The organism is Streptomyces sp. NBC_01013 (genome assembly GCF_045162765.1).
In the GTDB taxonomy this organism is placed as follows: domain Bacteria; phylum Actinomycetota; class Actinomycetes; order Streptomycetales; family Streptomycetaceae; genus Streptomyces.
The window spans coordinates 7604949-7622374 of the sequence record NZ_CP108687.1; the positions used below are offsets into that span (position 1 = coordinate 7604949).

A 17426-nucleotide genomic window follows, 5' to 3' on the forward strand; every position below is an offset into this window, starting at 1 on the left:
CGTGGGCGTCAGCCTCAAGGACGTTGCGCAACGGGCGGGCGTGTCCATCAAGACCGTGTCGAACGTGGTGAACAACTATCAGCACGTCACACCGAAGATGCGGGCCAAGGTGCAACAGGCCATCGACGAGCTCGGCTACCGGCCGAACCTCACCGCACGCCATCTGCGCAAGGGCCGCACCGGCATCATCGCCCTCGCCGTCCCCGAGTTCGGCAACCCGTACTTCGCGGAGCTGGCCGGAGAGGTCGTCGACGCGGCCGCCCGGCACGACTACACCGTGCTGGTCGACCACACCGGCGGCCTGCGGGAGAAGGAGCTCCTGGTCAGCCAGGGCTTCCGGTCCCACGTCATCGACGGCCTCATCCTCAGCCCGATCCATCTGGAGACCGAGGATCTGATGGCGCGCACCGAGACCGCGCCCCTGGTGCTGCTCGGCGAGCGGGAGTACGAGGCCCCGTACGACCACATCGCGATCGACAACGTGGCGGCGTCCCGTGAGGCCGTGCGCCACCTCATCGACCGCGGCCACCGCCGGATCGCCTTCCTCGGCTCGCGCACCGGCCGCGAACGCCAGCCGGCCCATCTGCGGCTGCGCGGCTGGCGCGAGGAGCTCGCAGCCGCGGGCATCGAGGCCGACGAGTCGCTCGTCGTCGTCACCGACGGCTACGGCCGTGAGGACGGGGCCACCGGCATGGCCGCCCTCCTGGACCGGGGGGAGAGGCCCGACGCCGTGTTCGCGTACAACGACCTCATCGCCATCGGGGCGATGCGCACCCTGTCCGAACGGGGTCTGCGCATCCCCGAGGACGTGGCCGTCGTCGGGTTCGACAACATCGAGGAGAGCCTCTACGGGGCCACCACGCTCACCACGGTGGCCCCCGACAAGGAGGCGATCGCCCGGCTCGCCGTCGACAGCCTCGTCGAACGCCTCTCGGGAAATCCGGTGCCCGAACCCCGACGGCCCCGGCCCGGTTACCGGCTCGTCGTCCGTGAATCCACCGTTCCCCGGCCGCCCGCCGGACCCTAGGGCCTGTTTCGAAAGTAGCGCCGTCCGCCCGGGCCGCCGAGCAGGCGGGACTTTCGAAACACGCCCCAGACCCGGCGCCGGGCCCCCGCATCGGCGGGGGAGTCCGGCGATTGTGTCCGGGCCCGCCGTCCTCGCCCGCCGGGCCATCCGCTCGTCCCAAGGATCTCTGATGCCTCGCCCCACCGTGAACCGCAAACCGTTCGGCGCCCACGGGCACACGGACGTCGATGTCTGGACGCTCGAATCCGGTAACGGAGTCCGGGCCGAGATCCTCACCTACGGCGGCATCCTGCACCGTCTCACCGTGCCGGACACGGCCGGAGCGTCCGCCTCGGTCGTGCGTTCGCTGGGCTCCCTCGACGACTACACGGGCAAGAACCCCTTCTTCGGCGCCCTCATCGGCCGCTTCGCCAACCGCATCGCGCACGGCCGCTTCACCCTCGACGGGGTGTCGTACCGGATCCCGGCCACCGACCGGGGCCACGCCCTGCACGGCGGCCCCGCCGGCTTCCACACCCGCGTCTGGCAGGCCGCCGGCGAGGCCACCGACGCGGCCGCGACGCTTCGGCTCACCCTGCACAGCCCCGACGGCGACATGGGCTTCCCCGGCGCGCTGGATGTGGCCGTGACGTACACCCTCGACCCGGCGGGCACCCTCTCCCTCGACTACAGCGCCACCACCGACCGCCCCACCGTCGTCAACCTCACCAACCACGCCTACTTCGACCTCACCGGACAGGGCGACATCCTGGGCCACACGCTCCAGGTGGACGGCGCCCACTACCTCCCCGTCGACGACGAGGGCATCCCGGAAGGTCCGGCCGCGGCGGTGCACGACACGCCGTTCGACCTCACCGCCCCGCACCGCATCGCAGAGCGCATCGGGCTCCCTGACGAGCAACTGCGCCGCGCCGGCGGCTACGACCACTGCTGGGTCCTCGACCCTGGCGGCACGCCGGGCGGTCTGCGCCGGGCCGCCCGGCTCACCGCCCCCGACGCCGCGCGGGTCATGGAGGTGTGGACCACCGAACCGGGCATCCAGGTCTACACCGCCAACCAGCTGGACGGGACCCTGGCCGCACCGGGGGGCGAGCGCCACGAGCGCCACAGCGCCGTCTGCCTGGAGACCCAGCACCTGCCCGACTCACCCAACCGCCCCGACCACCCCGGGACCGTCCTGCGCCCCGGCGACGTCTTCGCCAGCCGCACCGAGTTCCGGTTCCCGCACCTCACCGCCGTGAACGGCTGAACCGGCGCGCCGGCCTGAGGGCCGCCGCGGGGAACGCGGCGTGCCCCACGGGTAGCCCCTGCGGGGAATGCGGGAAGGGGCAGCGCTGTTGCGACGTCCATGACCTTCTTCGTTGACGTGACCGTACGGGGCTACGAGCTCGACACGCAGGGGCATCTGAACCAGGCCGTCTACCTCCAGTACGCCGAGCACGCGCGCTGGGAGTTGCTGCGGGCCGCCGGTCTGCCCCAGGAGAAGCTGCTGGCCGACGGAGTGGGGCCCGTCGCGCTGGAGGTCACGGTCAAGTTCCTCAACGAGCTGCGGGGCGGGGAGCGGGTGCGGGTGTCGTGCCGGTTCGACTACGGGCAGGGCAAGACGTTCACCGTCGCCCAGCAGATCCTCAAGGCGGACGGCACGGTGGCGGCAGACATCACGGGCGTGGCCGGCATCCTCGACCTGACCACGCGCAGACTGGTCGCCGACCCCGCCGGACGGCTCGCCTCGCTCGCCAAGGACCCCGAACTGCTCAGCGGCTGACCGGACGTCAGCGGAGCTTCCCGCCACTCGGAGGCCAGCCACCGATCAGCCGAGTCAACAACCCTGCGGGTCAATACACCTAGGGGCGGCCGGGCCCCGTACCCGGCCGCAACGCCATGCCAGGTCGCCTGGTGTCCGGATGAGTCGAACTACGATGGGTCTCGTATCATGGGGAGCCCGGACGAAGCGACGATGCGGAGCGACCGTGACCCCTGCCAGCGCCACAGACCCGGCGGCCGGCGCCCGTACGCTGGCCCATCCCGCGCGGGGCGAGATCAGGCTCGAGTCCGTCCTGCACGCGCTCGCGGACCCGGTGCGGCTGTGCGTGGTCCGCGAACTGGCCGCCGCGGACGCCGAGCTCACCTGCTCCCGCTTCGACCTTCCAGTGACCAAGTCCACCAGTACGCACCACTTCCGGGTGCTCCGTGAGAGCGGCATCGTCCAGCAGATCTACCGCGGCACGGCCAAGATGAACGGCCTGCGGCGCGAGGACCTGGAGGCGCTGTTCCCCGGCCTGCTGGACCGTGTGCTCGAAGCGGCGAACCTCCAGTCGGAGCGCCTGGGCGAGGGCTGACCCTCGGAAGGCCGACCCGGGTCGCCGCCGGGCCGTCCGAAGCCACGGAGCCGCCAGGTCGTACGACGTCGCCCGACCCGGCACTCGTACCCCTCTGTCACGGCGGGCCTTCGCCGCCTGCCGCCTCCATCAGCCCCGGCCAGTCCGGAATCTTCACCGGCCCCCGGCCGAGCGACCGCCCCAGCGTCGCCTCGGCCCGCTCGATCGACAGCCAGCCGTCCCACTCCACCGGCCGCAGCCCCCAGGACCGGAGCACGGCCAGCGGGTCCCGGACCGAGGACCGCCTGCTCAGCAGGGGCGCGTCCTCGATCAGCGATGCGACGGTCTCCTTCGCGCACGAACGGTTCGAGCCGATGACGCCGGTCGGACCGCGCTTGATCCACCCCGCGACGTACTCCCCGGGTGACGGGGCCCCGCCGCGCAGTACGCGTCCGGCCCGGTGGGGGACCGTCCCGTGCACCGCGTCGAAGGGCAGTCCGGGCAGCGGCATGCCCCGGTATCCTACCGCCCGCAGGACGAGCTCGGCGCCGATCTCCTCGTACGTACCCGTGTCGCGCACCCCGCCGTTCCCGTCCGGTGCTGTACGGGCGAACCGGACGCCGGCCACCCGGCCGCCCTGCTCCAGCAGCTCGACCGGGCGCAGGAAGAACCGCAGCCCGATGGTCCTGGGCCGGCCGTCGCCCGCCCGGGGGGTCTCGCCGGCCCATCCGCGCAGCACGTCAAGGTTCCGCCGCACCATCGCCGGCAGCGGCGGTGAGCCCGGCGGGGCATCGCCGTACGCCGGGTCCAGGGCGAGCTCCGCCGGGTCCACGACCATCCGGGCCCCGGGGAGCGAGCCGAGCTCGCGAAGTTCCTTGGTGGTGAACCGCGCCTGGGAAGGGCCCCGCCTGCCCGTCATGTGCACCTCGCGCACCAGGCTGCCCGCCAGCACGCCGAGCGCGGGCTGCGGCACATCGGTGGGCCTCAGCTCATCGGCGCCCCGCGCGAGGATCCGCGCCACGTCGACCGCCACGTTGCCGACACCGATCACCACGACCGAGGGGGCCCGCAGAGCGAAGAGACCGGCAGTCGCATCCGGGTGGGCGCTGTACCAGGAGACGAACTCGGTCGCCGAGTGGCTGCCGGGCAGTTCCTCGCCCGGGATGCCGAGCGGGCGGTCCGTCGCCGCTCCGACGCAGTAGACGACCGCGTCGTAGAGCTCGCCCAGGCGTTCTGGCGTCACTCCGTCCCCGCCCACCGGGACGTTGCCGACGAAGGTGACGCGCTCGTGCTCCAGGACGGCCCGCAGGCTCTGCTGCAGTGACTTGATCTTCTCGTGGTCCGGTGCGACGCCGTACCGGACCAGTCCGTACGGACAGGGCAGCCGGTCCAGGACGTGCACCCTCACATCGGGCACCGGACTCTGGGCCACCAGGGCCTGGGCGGTGTAGACCCCACTGGGGCCCGAGCCGACGACAGCGACACGGAGCACGGCGCACCTCTTCCCTGAGGGTGTCTCCAGCATCGCACCGGTGGACCCGGTGGGGGAGAGGCGCGCCCCAGGCGCTCGGGATCCCATACTTCTGCCGAGGGACGGCCGGTGCTCAGGAGGACAGGGCGCGCATCCGGTCGATCTCGGTGGTCTGCTGGGCGACGACATCGCCTGCCATCTCCTCGACCTGCACGTTGTTCCCCTCCGAGAGGACCTCGGTCGCCATGGTGATCGCGCCCTGATGGTGCGTGATCATCAGCTTGAGGAACAACTGGTCGAAGGCCTTCCCCTTCGCGGCCCTCAGATCCTCCAGCTGGCCGGCCGTGGCCATGCCCGGCATCGCGCCGTGTTCGTGCTTGCCGGACTGCCCGGACTGCCCGGACTGCCCGGACTGCCCGGACTGCCCGGACTGCCCGGACCGGCCGTGACGGGTGAGCCAGCCCTCCATGGTGCCGATCTCGGGCTGCTGCGCAGCGGTGATGCGTTCGGCGAGCTTCTTGACGGTGGCCGAACGGGAGCGGGTGGGGGCGAGCCCGGTCAACTCAAGGGCTTGCGCGTGGTGCTGGATCATCAGCTGCACATACCGGACGTCCGCCGAGTTGGGTGTGTCCACCCCGGCCTCCTTGACCGCTTCGGAGGGGGAGAGCGTCCGTGCGGGTTCGCCCGGCTTCCCGGGTGCGACGACCGAACCAGCCCTGTGTGCCCCGGACTTCGTGTCGCTGCCACCGCTCCCCGCATCGCAGCCCGCCGAGGTGAGCATGGCTGCCGCGAGGGCCGCACCGAGGAAGAGTCCGCGCATGCGCAGGCCCTGACGACGATTCAACAAAGCAACCTCCATTGAAGCAAGGGTGGTTGCGCTCTGTCCTAGCACGTCAACGCACAGCTTCGATCAGAAACTTTCATTACGTCTCTGTTGCCATCTGTTGAGATGCCCATGGCGAGGACGATACTGCCGGAGTCCGTGAACCGGTCAACTACATACGGATCCATGGGAGGACGCAGTGACCTCGTTGCACACCACCCCGGTGCGGCGCAGACGTCTGGGCGTGGCGGCAGCTGCCGCCGGGCTCTTCGCGACTCTGCTGATGGCCGGGCCCGCAGGCGCGACACCCGACCCCGGTGACGCGCCCGCGAGCCGAACCGATCTCTCCGCCGGCCAGGAGGCGGAGGCGGCTGCCGCGATCACGAGCGGTGAGATACCCGGCGTGGACGAGATCGTCCACAGCCGCAACATCACCCATCTCGCCAATGTCCCCAAGGACGCGCTCCAGGGGCTGAACACGGACCTGGCCTTCCAGGGGAAGTACGCCTTCGCCGGAAACTACGACGGCTTCCGGATCTTCGACATCAGCAATCCGAAGGTCCCTCGCACGATCGCCCAGGTCCTCTGTCCAGGATCGCAGAACGACATCTCCGTCTCCGGGAACCTGCTGTTCCTGTCCACGGACTCCTCGCGCAGTGACAACTCGTGCAGCAGCACCACCCAGCCCGCCACGGAGAAGTCCTCCTGGGAGGGCATGAAGGTCTTCGACATCAGCGACAAGAGCAACCCGAAGTACGTCGCCGCCGTCGAGACCGCGTGCGGATCACACACCCACACGCTGGTTCCGGAGCGCAACAACGTCTACGTGTACGTCTCCTCGTACTCGCCGAACACGACGTTCCCCGACTGCCAGCCGCCGCACGACGGGATCTCCGTCATCAAGGTGCCGCGCAAGGCACCCGAAGAGGCCCGCATCGTGAACTTCCCGGTCCTCTTCCCGGACGGCGGGAACCCGGGCGGTCCCACCAACCCGGGCGTCTCCAAGACCACGGGCTGCCACGACATCACCGTGCTGCCGTCCAAGGACCTGGCGGCCGGAGCCTGCATGGGTGACGGTCTGCTCTTCTCCATCAAGGACCCGGAGAACCCGAAGATCATCGACCGGGTGCAGGACAACGTGAACTTCGCGTTCTGGCACTCCGCGACGTTCAACCAGCGGGCGGACAAGGTCGTCTTCACCGACGAGCTCGGCGGCGGCGGAGCCGCCACGTGCAACGAGGAGATCGGCCCGAAGCGCGGCGCGGACGGCATCTACGACATCGTCGGCCGGGGCGACCACCGCAAGCTCGTCTTCCGCAGCTACTTCAAGATCGACCGCCCGCAGGCCGACACCGAGGTCTGCGTCGCCCACAACGGTTCGATCATCCCGGTCAAGGGCCGCGACCTGATGGTCCAGGCCTGGTACCAGGGCGGCGTCTCGGTGTGGGACTTCACCGACTCCTCGCACCCGAAGGAGATCGGCTTCTTCGAACGTGGTCCCGTCAGCACCGACGCGGTCACCACGGCAGGTCCGTGGTCGGCGTACTACTACAACGGCTACATCTACTCCAACGACATCGCCAAGGGCTTCGACGTCCTGAGGATCGACGACCGGCGGACCGACCCGGCGAAGCGGGTGCGGACCGACGAGCTGAATGTCCAGACGCAGCCGGACTACTTCGACCGCTGAGCGCGCCGCCTGCTGAGCGCGCCGGCAGGCCGCTGAACCCGGCGGCCGGCTGACGATCCGGACCCTGCGGCCGGTCCCGCCGGGTCACCTCCCGGCGGGACCGGCTCCCCAGCGGTGTGCGTCCATGTTCATTGACCGATCCGTCTGCGCCGGGACATGCTGTATCCCCGCGCGGGCCGAGTCGCTCGGCCGCAGTCCGTCACGCGGTCCCAGGCCCGTACTTCCGGCCGGGGCGACCGGCTGGTTCCGGCGACGCAGGGGATCGCCGGAACCAGACGTCTCAGGCGGCCTCGTACCGGTGCGCCCGACCGCCCCTCCACTCGACCCACTCGGGGCTGTCCAGGATCCGTTCGGGGTCGTCGAGCCCCGCACCCTCCAGGAACACGATCACGTCGTGATCCGAGTGCGCGAGGCCGAGTATCTGGACCCGCCCCTCGCGCTGCACGGTGACGCGCCGCCCGCCGGAGGGGGACGGCCGGAAGATCACGATCGGGGGAGGAGTCATGCCTCCAGGGTGCGACGCGCCGAGGGCCGCCGCACAGCGAACCGGAAACCCGCCCCGGCAACGGATCGGACCGCAGCACGCGGGGCGGTCCGGCCGTCGAGCCGCAGGAGGATCAGGCGGCGGACCTCGTGCCCGCGCCGGTGACCGCGGCCCATTCGACCAGCAGTCGCTGGTACTCCTCCTCGTCCTCCGGGGACAGGTATCCGCCCGAGCGCTCCCACAGGTCGCGAATGTCTTCATTCACCACTGCGGCGGAACGCATGGAGTCGGACGGGCACGGAGTCGGGGGCATACGTACCAGGCTAAGGCCACGGTGTGACAATCCGACCCATGGCGCGTCAGGGACATCTCTCACATGTCTCTCAGGCAACCCCGGCGGCCAGACCGAGCTCACGCAGGCCGGCCGGCCGTTCGTGCACCGGCAAATGCCGCACGAACCGCACGTCACAGCCCAGTGCGGCCGCCCCCGCATCCGCGTGCCGGTCGTCACCGACCATCACCACATCGGTCGGATGGTGTCCGAGAAGTGTGCAGGCGGTGTGGAAGAGGCGTGCGTCCGGCTTCTGTACGCCGTGCTCGAAGGACAGCACATACGCCTTCACGTAGGCATCCAGGCCGTGCGCCCGGAAGACCGGCCGCAGGTCCCAGCCGATGTTGCTGACCACGCCGATCGCGACCCCTCGGTCGCGTAGCGAGGCGAGCACCTCCGCGGCGTCCGGATAGGGGTGCCAGGCGGCCGGGGTCCGGTGCCGGTCGTACAGGGCGTCGTAGAGCGCTGGATCCGGCAGCTCCACCTGGCGCGCCAGGCCCGTGTACGCCTCGTGGTGCCGGTGGGCGCTCTCGTCCCGGGAGGCCCAGGCGGACGCCAGCCGGCCGGGCACCCGTCGCGGAGGCGGGCCACCCGGCAGAGCGCCGGAGGCCTCCAGCTCCCCTGCGTACCGCTCGAAGTCGGCATCGCCCACGCTCACCTCCCGCTCCGCGAGGGCCGCGGCGAGCCAGGAACGGACGGATTCGATCCGGAACAGCGTCCCGGAGAAGTCGAAGAGCGCACCTCTGATCGGCATGGACCGATCCTCGCCGAGGCGGTGCGGGCAGGGCAAGGACGCCCGTTCAGCCCTCTTCCGTACGGTGATGGGAGGCGTACCGGTCGTACCCTGCCGTCGCGAAGGCGGTGAGGGCAGCCCCCAGCAGCCACCCGCCCAGCACGTCGGACGGCCAGTGCACGCCCAGGTACAGCCGGGTGAGACCGACGCCGAGCACCGAGACCCCCGCGACGACCAGAGCCGTCCGCCGGATCCAGGGGCGGGCGCCGCACCGGTGCAGCAGCCACAGCAGCAGTCCGCAGCTCACCGTCGCCGTCATCGCGTGCCCGGAGGGGAACGCCGCGTAGTGGGCGGAGTCCACCGGGTCTGGCCATCGGGGGCGCTCCCGGTCCACGGTAGCCTTGATGCCCTGCTGGAGAAGGCTGGAGACCAGGGTCGTCACCGCCACCCAGGCTGCGAGCAGCCGGTCCCGGCGCCGCCACAGGACGACCACGGCGACGGCGATCAGCGCGCGCATGGCCCAGGGGTCCCACACCCAGTCCGTCAGGACCCGGTTCACGTGGACGAGGCCCGGCTCCGTCACCGCCCGCCGGTGCAGGGCTTCGGCGAGGTCGCGGTCCAGACGCATCAGCGGGGACCACCGCGCGGCGACCAGGGCCAGCAGGACCAGGGCGAGGGCTCCGCACACCGCTCCCGCCCGGGCTGCCGGCGAGGGGGTGCGGGTGGGGTGCGAGGGGGCGAGGGGCGGGGATTGCATGAGGGGATCCTCGCCGACGGGCGGGGCGCAGGGCCATCCCGGCGCGGCGGGGACCCTTCAACGAGTGGGGTGGGCCGGACCCGGTCGGGCGGGACACCGCGAAAGCCGGCCGCCTACCCCAGTGCGCTCAGTGCCGGAACGAACGCCACCAGAAGCGGAATCGCCGGCAGGAGTGTCGCCGCCGCGGTCAGCCGGAGCCGACGGCCCGCCGAGAGCCGGCCCGCGGGCGCCAGGAGGCGGTTCACCCGCAGCGGCATCTGCGCGTCCGGCGTCGGGCAGGGACCGAACACCCCACGGTCCTCGTTGAGTTCGACCAGTGCCAGTGCGATCGTCAACCGGCCGAAGCGCCGGGACGCCGTGTCGTCGGCGGCCAGTTCGACGAGCCGGTGCATCTCGCCGCGGAACGCCGCGAATACCGGGACCTGCGGGAACCCGGACGCCAGCGCCGCCGAACAGTTGAGCAGCCAGTCGTGCCGGGCGTTCGCGTGGCCCTGCTCATGAGCGAGCACCGCATCCAGCTGACGACCCTTCAGCCGGCCGAGCGCGGCCGTGGTGATGACGAGCCGGGGCGCCGTGCCGGGCAGCCACCAGGCATCGGGGCGCTCTCCTTCCAGGACCACCAATCGTCCGCTCCCCGGCTGTTCGCCGGGCAGCAGCGGCGAACGCACCAGGAGTTCGGCCCGACGCTGTCTGCGCTCCAGGCGCACGCGGCGGATCTGGCGCGTCAGCATCGCGGCCGTCCACACACCACCGAGGGCCAGCAGCACGGCCATCACGGCCGACCACGGTCCGTATGCCGCGAGCGCGTAGGCCTCGACGACGGCGTGAGGGGCGGGCGCGAAGACGTGGCCGCGCACCGCCTGCCAGGCCGCGGCAGCGCTGAACGTCATGGACAGCCCGAACGACAGCAGTACCCCGGCCACCACGCACTGCCACACCCACAGTGCCACCACCGGCTCGCGCTCCGGCCACTCGGCCCGCGCCATCAGCCGCGGGGTCACGACAGCGGCCAGTGCACCGAGCAGCAGCAGCGCGAGGGAGACCAACATGGCGTCAGCCTATGAGCGGTGCGGCACGCACGGGTATGGCTGCGCCGGGCAAGTGACGTACGACACGGCATGCGGGACCCCCTGTCTCACAGGGTGAGCAGCATGGCGAACATGGCTATCCCCATGGTCAGCCGGCAGGCCATGGCCAGCTCGGGTCGCGCCCCCCAGTCACCCCCCACCGCCCCGCCGGTCGCCGCCCCGCCGGTCACCGTCGCGACGGCCGCCGCCCCGCCGCCGTCCCCGGCCGTCGCCGCCGGTATCAGGCGGGCGCCGGAGCGCAGCACATACGCGGCGTAATAGGCGAGGAGCAGTCCGGTCAGCAGCGGCACGCCTCCTGCGACGGTCATGGCGTGGGGCGCGTGAGCGCCGTGCCCCGCTCCACCGGACCGCGCCATCACGACGGACATGTAGACCATGGCCGACGAGCCGACCAGGTGGTGCAGATGGTGACTACCGCGACGCGAGAACCAGAGAGCGCGCAACGCGGCGACACCGAAGAGCACGGTGTACGACGCCCACCCCCACGCCGGCGGTGCCACAGCGGCAGCAGGCACCGCCATCGCGGCCATCGCGAAACCCATCAGCGCCTCCGCGTGCGCCGTCCTGCGTTCCTCACCGCTCCCGCAGCGTGCCCGCAGTAGGCAGTACGCGCCCGTCACCGCGCACAGTGCCATGAGCAGCCAGCCGGACATCGCAGGTCCGTGCACAGCGGAACCTCCCCCTGAGCGAACGACTTCGCCTCGTCCAGTCGATGCCCGCCGCCGGATGCCCGTACGCGGCGCACTGGGGTAAAGGGGGAGCGCGCGACGGGGGTGAATCACGGCGGCGCGTCGCCCGCTCCCACGGTTCCGGCTGCTCAGCCGGGGTGCCGGGTCCCGCGCCCGGAGCGGCACCCGGGAGTTACGCTGCTGCGGCACGGCTACAGCAGAGAACCGGAGAGCCTCACCATGAACACCGCACCGCCCCGCACCCCGGGTCAGCTGACCTTCCGCGACGCGACCGAGGCAGACGTGCCCGTGCTCGTGGAGCTGATCCAGTCCGCGTACCGCGGTGACACCAGCCGCGCGGGGTGGACCACGGAGGCGGACATCCTGCAGGGGCAGCGCACCGACCGGAAGGGCGTGCGCGCTGTGGTGGAGGATCCCGGAAGCCGGCTGCTGGTGGTGGAACGCGACGGTGAGCCGGTCGCCTGCTGCCAGCTCGAACACCGGGGCGAGGCGGCCTACTTCGGAATGTTCGCTGTCCGTCCCTCGCTCCAGGGTGCCGGGCTCGGCAAGGTGATCATCGCCGAGGCCGAGCGCTCCGTGCGGGAGAGCTGGGGCGCGCGAGAGATGCACATGACCGTGATCTCGGTACGTGACGAGCTGATCGCCTGGTACGAGCGTCGCGGCTATCGCCGTACGGGGCAGCTGAGCCCGTTCCCGTACGGCGATGAGCGCTTCGGCATTCCGCAGCGCGACGACCTCGCCTTCGAGCTGCTGGTCAAGGACCTGCCCGAGGGCTGACCGGAACTTGCGTGGCGCTACGCGGTGAAACGGCCCGCCCGGCGGATCTCCGGAAAGTCGGTGGTCGCACCGTCGAGCCCGAGTCCACGGGCCAGCCGTAGGTGGTCCTGGGTGTTGACCACCCAGCCGACCACCGTCAGCCCCTCGGCGTGGGCCTTCTCGACCAGTTCCAGCGTGATGCGCCGGATGTTGAGCACCAGCCGGGTGGCGCCCACCGCCTTCGCGCGGTCCACCACGTCGTCGCCCCAGCGGCTGGCCACCAGAGCCGTCCGTACGCCCGGCACCAGCTGCGCGATCTCGGCGATCGCCTCGTCGTGGAACGAGATCACCTCGACCCGGTCGACGAGATCGCGTCGCCGCATCACCTCCGCCAGCGTGCGGGCCGCCGCCACGTCCTTGATCTCCGCCTGCATCGGGGACCGCACGGCGTCGAGGACCTCCTCGAAGACCGGCACCCGTTCACCCTGACCGGCGTCGAGTCCGCGCAGTTCTGCCAGGGTCTTCTCGGCGATGGGGCCCTTGCCGTCGGTCGTCCGGTCCACCTCGGCATCGTGCATGACGGCGAGGGCGCCGTCCTTGCTCAGATGAAGGTCCAACTCGATGAGGTCCATCCCGGCCTGCTCGGCGTGGACGAACGACCGCAGCGTGTTCTCCGGCTCGACACCCATCACCCCGCGATGGCCGATGGTGAGAAAAGACAAGGGACTCTCGCTTCCGTCGACGGTTTCTCCCCGAGTGCCTACCCAGGCGGCGCTACGGCATCACCGAAAATCCGGCCGACCGGTCCCGCGGGGTGTGGGGGCCGGCCGTGTGCGGGGGAGTGACTCCATGGCCCTGTACGCCGGCGGTGCCGAGCAGGAATCCGGTGATGACGGCGGCGACCAGGACGGCACGGATGCTCACGCGCGGTTTCTCCCGAGTGCGTTGAGGGGGCGGATGCGGTCCGTCCTACCGGCAGCGGCCTGCCACGCCGCGAGCCGTGTCGCTCATGCGTGGGCGTGTCCCGTCGCAGGCTTGCCGTGCGCGCGTGCGAAAGGAAGCCGGGGCGCTTGCGCTGGTCCCTGCCCGCGGCTCTGCTGCCGGAGCTCACCGTTCCACGGAAGAACTCGTCGAAACGCTGGAGCGCAGGAAAAATCGCGGTGACCATGGGGGTGGGCAGGATAATTTCCAGGCCCCCACTTGTCTCGGGGAACCGCACACGGATACGGTTGCTTGACGCGAGGTTCTCCTGTGGAGGAAGTGTTATGACGGAAATTCTTGTGCACGACGTCGCCGCCGGCGACATAGCTTCCGCCCAGCGGGTGGTGGAGCACCCGGCCTGGCCCGCGCTCAAGAATGCCGTGGAGGAGATCCGCCCCTGGCAGTCGAAGGACGGTTCCATCGACTTCGACGCCGAGCAGGCGCCCACCCCGGCGGTCGCCGAGGCGGCCCTGGAGCGGGTGGCCACCGCGGTCGAGCAGCTCTCGCCGCTCCTCCCGCACGACGCCGCGTACCACCGCGCACTGGTGAGGGACCTGCGTCGCTGGGCGGCCGGCGGATTCGGCGTCCCCGACTTCCTCGACTCGCTGATGGCGTTCCACCCCGCCAAGGACCGCGCCGACGGGCTCCAGCACCTCGTGGTCTTCGCGATGTACACGCAGAACGGCAACCCCGACCGCAATCTCGAAGCAGTGGTGCTCCGGATGGTGTGGCCCGAGTGGCTCGCCGATCTGGAGGCGACCCGCTACGACAACCCGTTGTTCTGCGGCATCACCTTCGAGGACTTCACCTCCGGGTACGACACCAACTCCGCCGTGCTCTTCCCGGAGACCATCGCCGTGCGCGAGGCCCCCGAGCGCTTCAGCTGGGGCGGCATCTTCTGCGACCGCGAGGCCGCGCGTTTCCGCCGCGTCACCGAGGCGTCCGTCGACCTCCTGGGCGTCGAGCTGCCCGAGGACATCCGCGAGATGATCGGCGACCAGCAGCGCTGCGAGCAGGCCTTCGTGCTCTGGGACATGGTCCACGACCGCACCCACAGCCACGGCGACCTGCCGTTCGACCCGTTCATGATCAAGCAGCGTCAGCCGTTCTGGATGTACGGGCTCGAGGAGCTGCGCTGTGACCTCACCGCCTTCAAGGAGGCCGTGAAGCTGGAGGCCGACGGCTTCGGGCAGGGCCGCGACGTGCAGTACGCCGTCCTGTTCGACCGGATGTTCCGCTTCCCCGTCACCGGCGAGCGCGTCCGCAACTACGACGGCCTCGGCGGTCAGCTGCTCTTCGCCTACCTCCACAAGCACGACGTCGTGCGCTGGACGGACAACACCCTGAAGATCGACTGGCAGCGGGCCCCGCAGGTCACCAACCAGCTCTGCGCCGAGATCGAGAAGCTGTACCGGGACGGTATCGACCGCCCCAAGCTCGTCCACTGGTTCGCCGCGTACGACCTGGTCTCCACGTATCTCGCCCCGCACCCGGGATCCCGCTGGGCCAAGGGTCCGGACGCGCTGGACCTCTCCCTGCCTCCCCGCAAACTCGTCGACGAGGTGCTTCCGGACGAGTTTCCCCTGAGCATGTTCTATGAGGCGCTCTCCAAGAAGCTGAAGAACGTGATCGCCTCCACCAAGGGGATCACCGCCGCGGACGCCGGGCAGGCAGCCGCGTGAGCGCACGTCGTGAGGAGGCGGTGGCCATGAACGAGAACGGCAAGGGCAGCGGGAGCGGTGCGCTCGAAGGCGCTGTTGTCGCGGTCGCGGGGGCGGCCGGTCCGGCCGGCCGTGCGACCCTGCTCCGGCTCGCCGAGGCGGGCGCGGTCGTCGTCGCCTCGGACGCGAACGCCACCCGGCTCGCCGAGGCGGTGGACGCGGCGCGGTACGCCCACGGCGGCGCCACCGTCACCGGTGACACCGTGGATCTGCTCGATCTCGGCGCCGCCCGTGAATGGGCCGACAAGACGGAGAAGGAATTCGGCAGGATCGACGGCCTGGTCCACCTCGTGGGCGGCTGGCGCGGCAGCTCGTCGTTCGCCGAGACCGACCTCGCGGACTGGACGCTGCTGGAGAAACTGCTGATCCGCACCGTCCAGAGCACCTCCCTCGCGTTCCACGACGGTCTGCAGCGCAGCGACCGCGGGCGCTACCTGCTGATCAGCGCGGCCGGCGCGAGCAACCCCACCGCGGGCAACGCCGCCTACGCGGCGTCCAAGGCGGCGGCCGAGGCCTGGACCCTCGCCCTCGCGGACGCCTTCCGCAAGGCGGGGGGCGACGAGGGCCCGCAGAGCGCTGCTGCGATCCTGGTCGTGAAGGCACTGGTGCACGACGCGATGCGCGCCGAGCGCCCGAATGCGAAGTTCGCGGGCTTCACCGACGTCAAGGACCTGGCCGATGCCATCGTCGGCGTCTGGGACCGGCCCGCCCCGGAAGTGAACGGAAAGCGCCTGTGGCTGACCCCGCAACCGTAAGGACCGACGCGCGTCGTCATCACGACCCGCAGGTTCGCGGATTCGCCAGTGACAACTACGCGGGGACCCACCCGGAGATCCTCGCGGCCCTCGCCCTCGCCAACGGCGGCCATCAGATCGCCTACGGCGAGGACGAGTACACCGGTCATCTCCAGCGCGTGATGCACAGCCACTTCGGCCCCACCGCCGAGGCCTTCCCGGTCTTCAACGGCACCGGCGCCAACGTGGTCTCGCTCCAGGCGATGACCGACCGCTGGGGCGCGGTCATCTGCGCCGAGTCCGCCCACATCAACGTGGACGAGGGCGGCGCACCGGAACGGGTCGGCGGCCTCAAGCTGCTCACCGTGCCCACCGAGGACGGCAAGCTCACGCCGGAGCTCATCGACCGGCAGGCGTACGGCTGGGACGACGAGCACCGCGCCATGCCGCAGGTCGTCTCGATCACCCAGAACACCGAGCTCGGCACGGTCTACACACCCGACGAGATCCGGGCCATCTGCGAGCACGCCCACGGGCACGGCATGAAGGTCCACCTCGACGGGGCCCGCATAGCCAATGCCGCAGCCTCGCTGGACGTTCCGATGCGTACGTTCACCAACACCGTCGGCGTGGACGTGCTCTCCTTCGGCGGGACGAAGAACGGGGCCATCTTCGGCGAGGCCGTCGTGGTGCTGAACCCGGATGCCGTACGGGCGATGAAGCACCTGCGCAAGCTGTCGATGCAGCTCGCCTCGAAGATGCGCTTCGTCTCCGTCCAGCTGGAGGCGCTGCTCGCGGGCGACCTGTGGCTGCGCAACGCCAGGCACGCCAACAACATGGCCCAGCGGCTCGCCGAGGGCGTCCGGGCGGTGGGCGGCGTGGAGATCCTCTACCCCGTCCAGGCCAATGCCGTCTTCGCGCGGCTGCCGCACGAGGTGAGTGAGCGGCTGCAGAAGCGCTTCCGGTTCTACTTCTGGGACGAGAAGGCCGGCGATGTGCGTTGGATGTGCGCCTTCGACACCACAGAGGACGATGTCGACGCGTTCGTCCTCGCCCTCAAGGAAGAGATGGCTGAACAGTAGAAACTGCATGCCTATGCGGTCGATCGGAAATGTATTGACTCCGATCGACCGCTTTCCTACGCTCGGCGGCCATGGAACTGATTCAGCAGGTCCCCGCGCTCTCCGACTACCTGGCCGCCGACGACGCCATCGACCATGAGCATCCGCTGGTCCGCTCCACCGCCGCGCGGCTGCGTTCCGAGGCGGCCGGTGCATACGCGTACGCCGAAGCGGCGTACTGCTTCGTACGCGACACCGTCGTGCACTCCGTTGATTCGGGGGATATGCGGGTCTCCTGGCGCGCCTCGGACGTCCTCGCCACCCGCAACGGCATCTGTCACGCGAAGGCGCACGCCCTGGCCGCCCTGCTGCGCGCGGAAGGGATCCCCGCGGCCCTCTGCTACCAGGGGCTCGCGGACGACGACGGGGACCCCGGGGTCCTGCACGGCCTGATCGCGCTGCGGCTTCCCGGCCGGGACCGCTGGGACCGGCAGGATCCGCGGGGTAACCGGCCCGGCGTGGACGCACAGTTCTCGCTGGATGAGGAGAAGCTGGCCTGGCCCGTCCGTCCCGGGCTCGGCGAAGTGGACTATCCGGTGCTCTACGCGGCGCCGCATCCGGCGGTCCTGAGCGCCCTGCGCGCGTCCGCGGACCGTACGGAGCTCTGGCGCATGCTGCCCTCGGCGCTCTGACAACGGAGTCCGGGGCGCGGATCGCCGTCCGCGCCCCGGAGTGACGTTTCAGCCGTCGGTCCGCGGGTCC

The 17426-nt window shown here is 70.8% G+C and carries 20 protein-coding genes; 10 read left to right on the top strand and 10 right to left on the bottom strand.

Annotated features, from left to right (window positions below):
* Window position 1: 1 nt before the first annotated feature.
* From OG538_RS32980 to OG538_RS32995, 4 genes are all read left to right on the top strand, one after another.
* Window positions 2-1027 (top strand): LacI family DNA-binding transcriptional regulator, encoded by a 1026-nt coding sequence (locus OG538_RS32980; protein WP_406099180.1) that lies wholly within the window; start codon window positions 2-4, stop codon window positions 1025-1027.
* Window positions 1028-1196: 169 nt separating this feature from the next.
* Window positions 1197-2276 (top strand): aldose epimerase family protein, encoded by a 1080-nt coding sequence (locus OG538_RS32985; RefSeq protein ID WP_406099181.1) that lies wholly within the window; start codon window positions 1197-1199, stop codon window positions 2274-2276.
* Window positions 2277-2375: 99 nt separating this feature from the next.
* A complete protein-coding gene (locus OG538_RS32990; RefSeq protein ID WP_406099182.1) occupies window positions 2376-2792 on the top strand; it encodes an acyl-CoA thioesterase in 417 nt (138 codons plus the stop codon).
* Between the two features lie 205 nt (window positions 2793-2997).
* On the top strand, window positions 2998-3366 hold the full coding sequence (locus OG538_RS32995; protein WP_406099183.1) for an ArsR/SmtB family transcription factor: 369 nt from the start codon (window positions 2998-3000) through the stop codon (window positions 3364-3366).
* A 97-nt stretch (window positions 3367-3463) separates the two neighbouring features.
* Here OG538_RS32995 and OG538_RS33000 read toward each other — a convergent pair whose 3' ends face one another.
* Window positions 3464-4837, bottom strand: coding sequence for an FAD-dependent oxidoreductase (locus OG538_RS33000; protein WP_406099184.1), 1374 nt, complete (start codon window positions 4835-4837; stop codon window positions 3464-3466).
* Window positions 4838-4949: 112 nt separating this feature from the next.
* Window positions 4950-5636, bottom strand: a complete 687-nt coding sequence (locus OG538_RS33005) for a DUF305 domain-containing protein (protein WP_406100402.1) — start codon at window positions 5634-5636, stop codon at window positions 4950-4952.
* A 202-nt stretch (window positions 5637-5838) separates the two neighbouring features.
* Between OG538_RS33005 and OG538_RS33010 the strand changes: the two genes are divergently transcribed.
* The gene (locus OG538_RS33010; RefSeq protein WP_406099185.1) at window positions 5839-7329 is read left to right on the top strand and encodes an LVIVD repeat-containing protein; all 1491 of its coding nucleotides are present in this window, start codon (window positions 5839-5841) and stop codon (window positions 7327-7329) included.
* A 280-nt stretch (window positions 7330-7609) separates the two neighbouring features.
* Here OG538_RS33010 and OG538_RS33015 read toward each other — a convergent pair whose 3' ends face one another.
* The 6 genes from OG538_RS33015 to OG538_RS33040 all read right to left on the bottom strand — a co-directional run bounded on the left by OG538_RS33015 (window position 7610) and on the right by OG538_RS33040 (window position 11390).
* Window positions 7610-7834, bottom strand: coding sequence for a hypothetical protein (locus OG538_RS33015; RefSeq protein ID WP_024493753.1), 225 nt, complete (start codon window positions 7832-7834; stop codon window positions 7610-7612).
* Window positions 7835-7946: 112 nt separating this feature from the next.
* The gene (locus tag OG538_RS33020) at window positions 7947-8126 is read right to left on the bottom strand and encodes a hypothetical protein (protein WP_406099186.1); all 180 of its coding nucleotides are present in this window, start codon (window positions 8124-8126) and stop codon (window positions 7947-7949) included.
* Between the two features lie 70 nt (window positions 8127-8196).
* Window positions 8197-8898 carry an HAD family hydrolase gene (locus OG538_RS33025; protein ID WP_406099187.1) on the bottom strand — a complete coding sequence of 234 codons (702 nt, stop codon included), beginning with the start codon at window positions 8896-8898 and terminating at the stop codon, window positions 8197-8199.
* 46 nt (window positions 8899-8944) lie between these two features.
* A complete protein-coding gene (locus tag OG538_RS33030; RefSeq protein ID WP_406099189.1) occupies window positions 8945-9634 on the bottom strand; it encodes a phosphatase PAP2 family protein in 690 nt (229 codons plus the stop codon).
* Between the two features lie 113 nt (window positions 9635-9747).
* Window positions 9748-10683 carry a M56 family metallopeptidase gene (locus OG538_RS33035; RefSeq protein ID WP_406099190.1) on the bottom strand — a complete coding sequence of 312 codons (936 nt, stop codon included), beginning with the start codon at window positions 10681-10683 and terminating at the stop codon, window positions 9748-9750.
* An 86-nt stretch (window positions 10684-10769) separates the two neighbouring features.
* Window positions 10770-11390, bottom strand: coding sequence for a DUF5134 domain-containing protein (locus OG538_RS33040; protein ID WP_406099191.1), 621 nt, complete (start codon window positions 11388-11390; stop codon window positions 10770-10772).
* A 240-nt stretch (window positions 11391-11630) separates the two neighbouring features.
* Between OG538_RS33040 and OG538_RS33045 the strand changes: the two genes are divergently transcribed.
* A complete protein-coding gene (locus tag OG538_RS33045) occupies window positions 11631-12188 on the top strand; it encodes a GNAT family N-acetyltransferase (protein WP_406099192.1) in 558 nt (185 codons plus the stop codon).
* 17 nt (window positions 12189-12205) lie between these two features.
* On the opposite strand, the gene OG538_RS33050 is transcribed toward OG538_RS33045, so the two are convergent.
* Window positions 12206-12889 (bottom strand): glycerophosphodiester phosphodiesterase, encoded by a 684-nt coding sequence (locus tag OG538_RS33050; protein ID WP_406099193.1) that lies wholly within the window; start codon window positions 12887-12889, stop codon window positions 12206-12208.
* A 52-nt stretch (window positions 12890-12941) separates the two neighbouring features.
* A complete protein-coding gene (locus tag OG538_RS33055; RefSeq protein ID WP_406099194.1) occupies window positions 12942-13091 on the bottom strand; it encodes a hypothetical protein in 150 nt (49 codons plus the stop codon).
* 341 nt (window positions 13092-13432) lie between these two features.
* On the opposite strand from OG538_RS33055, the gene OG538_RS33060 reads away from it, so the two are divergent.
* From OG538_RS33060 to OG538_RS33075, 4 genes are all read left to right on the top strand, one after another.
* Entirely contained in the window at window positions 13433-14830 is a 1398-nt protein-coding gene (locus tag OG538_RS33060) for a DUF6421 family protein (protein ID WP_406099195.1), read from the top strand.
* 26 nt (window positions 14831-14856) lie between these two features.
* On the top strand, window positions 14857-15624 hold the full coding sequence (locus tag OG538_RS33065; RefSeq protein ID WP_406100403.1) for an SDR family NAD(P)-dependent oxidoreductase: 768 nt from the start codon (window positions 14857-14859) through the stop codon (window positions 15622-15624).
* Window positions 15603-16685: a threonine aldolase family protein gene (locus OG538_RS33070; RefSeq protein WP_406099196.1), complete on the top strand. Its 1083-nt coding sequence runs from the start codon at window positions 15603-15605 to the stop codon at window positions 16683-16685. The genes OG538_RS33065 and OG538_RS33070 overlap by 22 nt, the downstream gene beginning before the upstream one ends.
* Window positions 16686-16756: 71 nt before the next feature.
* Window positions 16757-17356 (top strand): transglutaminase domain-containing protein, encoded by a 600-nt coding sequence (locus OG538_RS33075; RefSeq protein WP_406099197.1) that lies wholly within the window; start codon window positions 16757-16759, stop codon window positions 17354-17356.
* The last annotated feature ends 70 nt before the right edge of the window (window positions 17357-17426 follow it).

Coding starts and splice junctions, on each gene's coding strand:
- OG538_RS32985 (WP_406099181.1), top strand. CDS start 1,197: ATGCCTCGCCCCACCGTGAACCGCAAACCGTTCGGCGCCCACGGGCAC.
- OG538_RS32990 (WP_406099182.1), top strand. CDS start 2,376: ATGACCTTCTTCGTTGACGTGACCGTACGGGGCTACGAGCTCGACACG.
- OG538_RS33005 (WP_406100402.1), bottom strand. CDS start 5,636: ATGCGCGGACTCTTCCTCGGTGCGGCCCTCGCGGCAGCCATGCTCACC.
- OG538_RS33015 (WP_024493753.1), bottom strand. CDS start 7,834: ATGACTCCTCCCCCGATCGTGATCTTCCGGCCGTCCCCCTCCGGCGGG.
- OG538_RS33020 (WP_406099186.1), bottom strand. CDS start 8,126: ATGCCCCCGACTCCGTGCCCGTCCGACTCCATGCGTTCCGCCGCAGTG.
- OG538_RS33025 (WP_406099187.1), bottom strand. CDS start 8,898: ATGCCGATCAGAGGTGCGCTCTTCGACTTCTCCGGGACGCTGTTCCGG.
- OG538_RS33030 (WP_406099189.1), bottom strand. CDS start 9,634: ATGCAATCCCCGCCCCTCGCCCCCTCGCACCCCACCCGCACCCCCTCG.
- OG538_RS33035 (WP_406099190.1), bottom strand. CDS start 10,683: ATGTTGGTCTCCCTCGCGCTGCTGCTGCTCGGTGCACTGGCCGCTGTC.
- OG538_RS33045 (WP_406099192.1), top strand. CDS start 11,631: ATGAACACCGCACCGCCCCGCACCCCGGGTCAGCTGACCTTCCGCGAC.
- OG538_RS33060 (WP_406099195.1), top strand. CDS start 13,433: ATGACGGAAATTCTTGTGCACGACGTCGCCGCCGGCGACATAGCTTCC.
- OG538_RS33065 (WP_406100403.1), top strand. CDS start 14,857: ATGAACGAGAACGGCAAGGGCAGCGGGAGCGGTGCGCTCGAAGGCGCT.
- OG538_RS33075 (WP_406099197.1), top strand. CDS start 16,757: ATGGAACTGATTCAGCAGGTCCCCGCGCTCTCCGACTACCTGGCCGCC.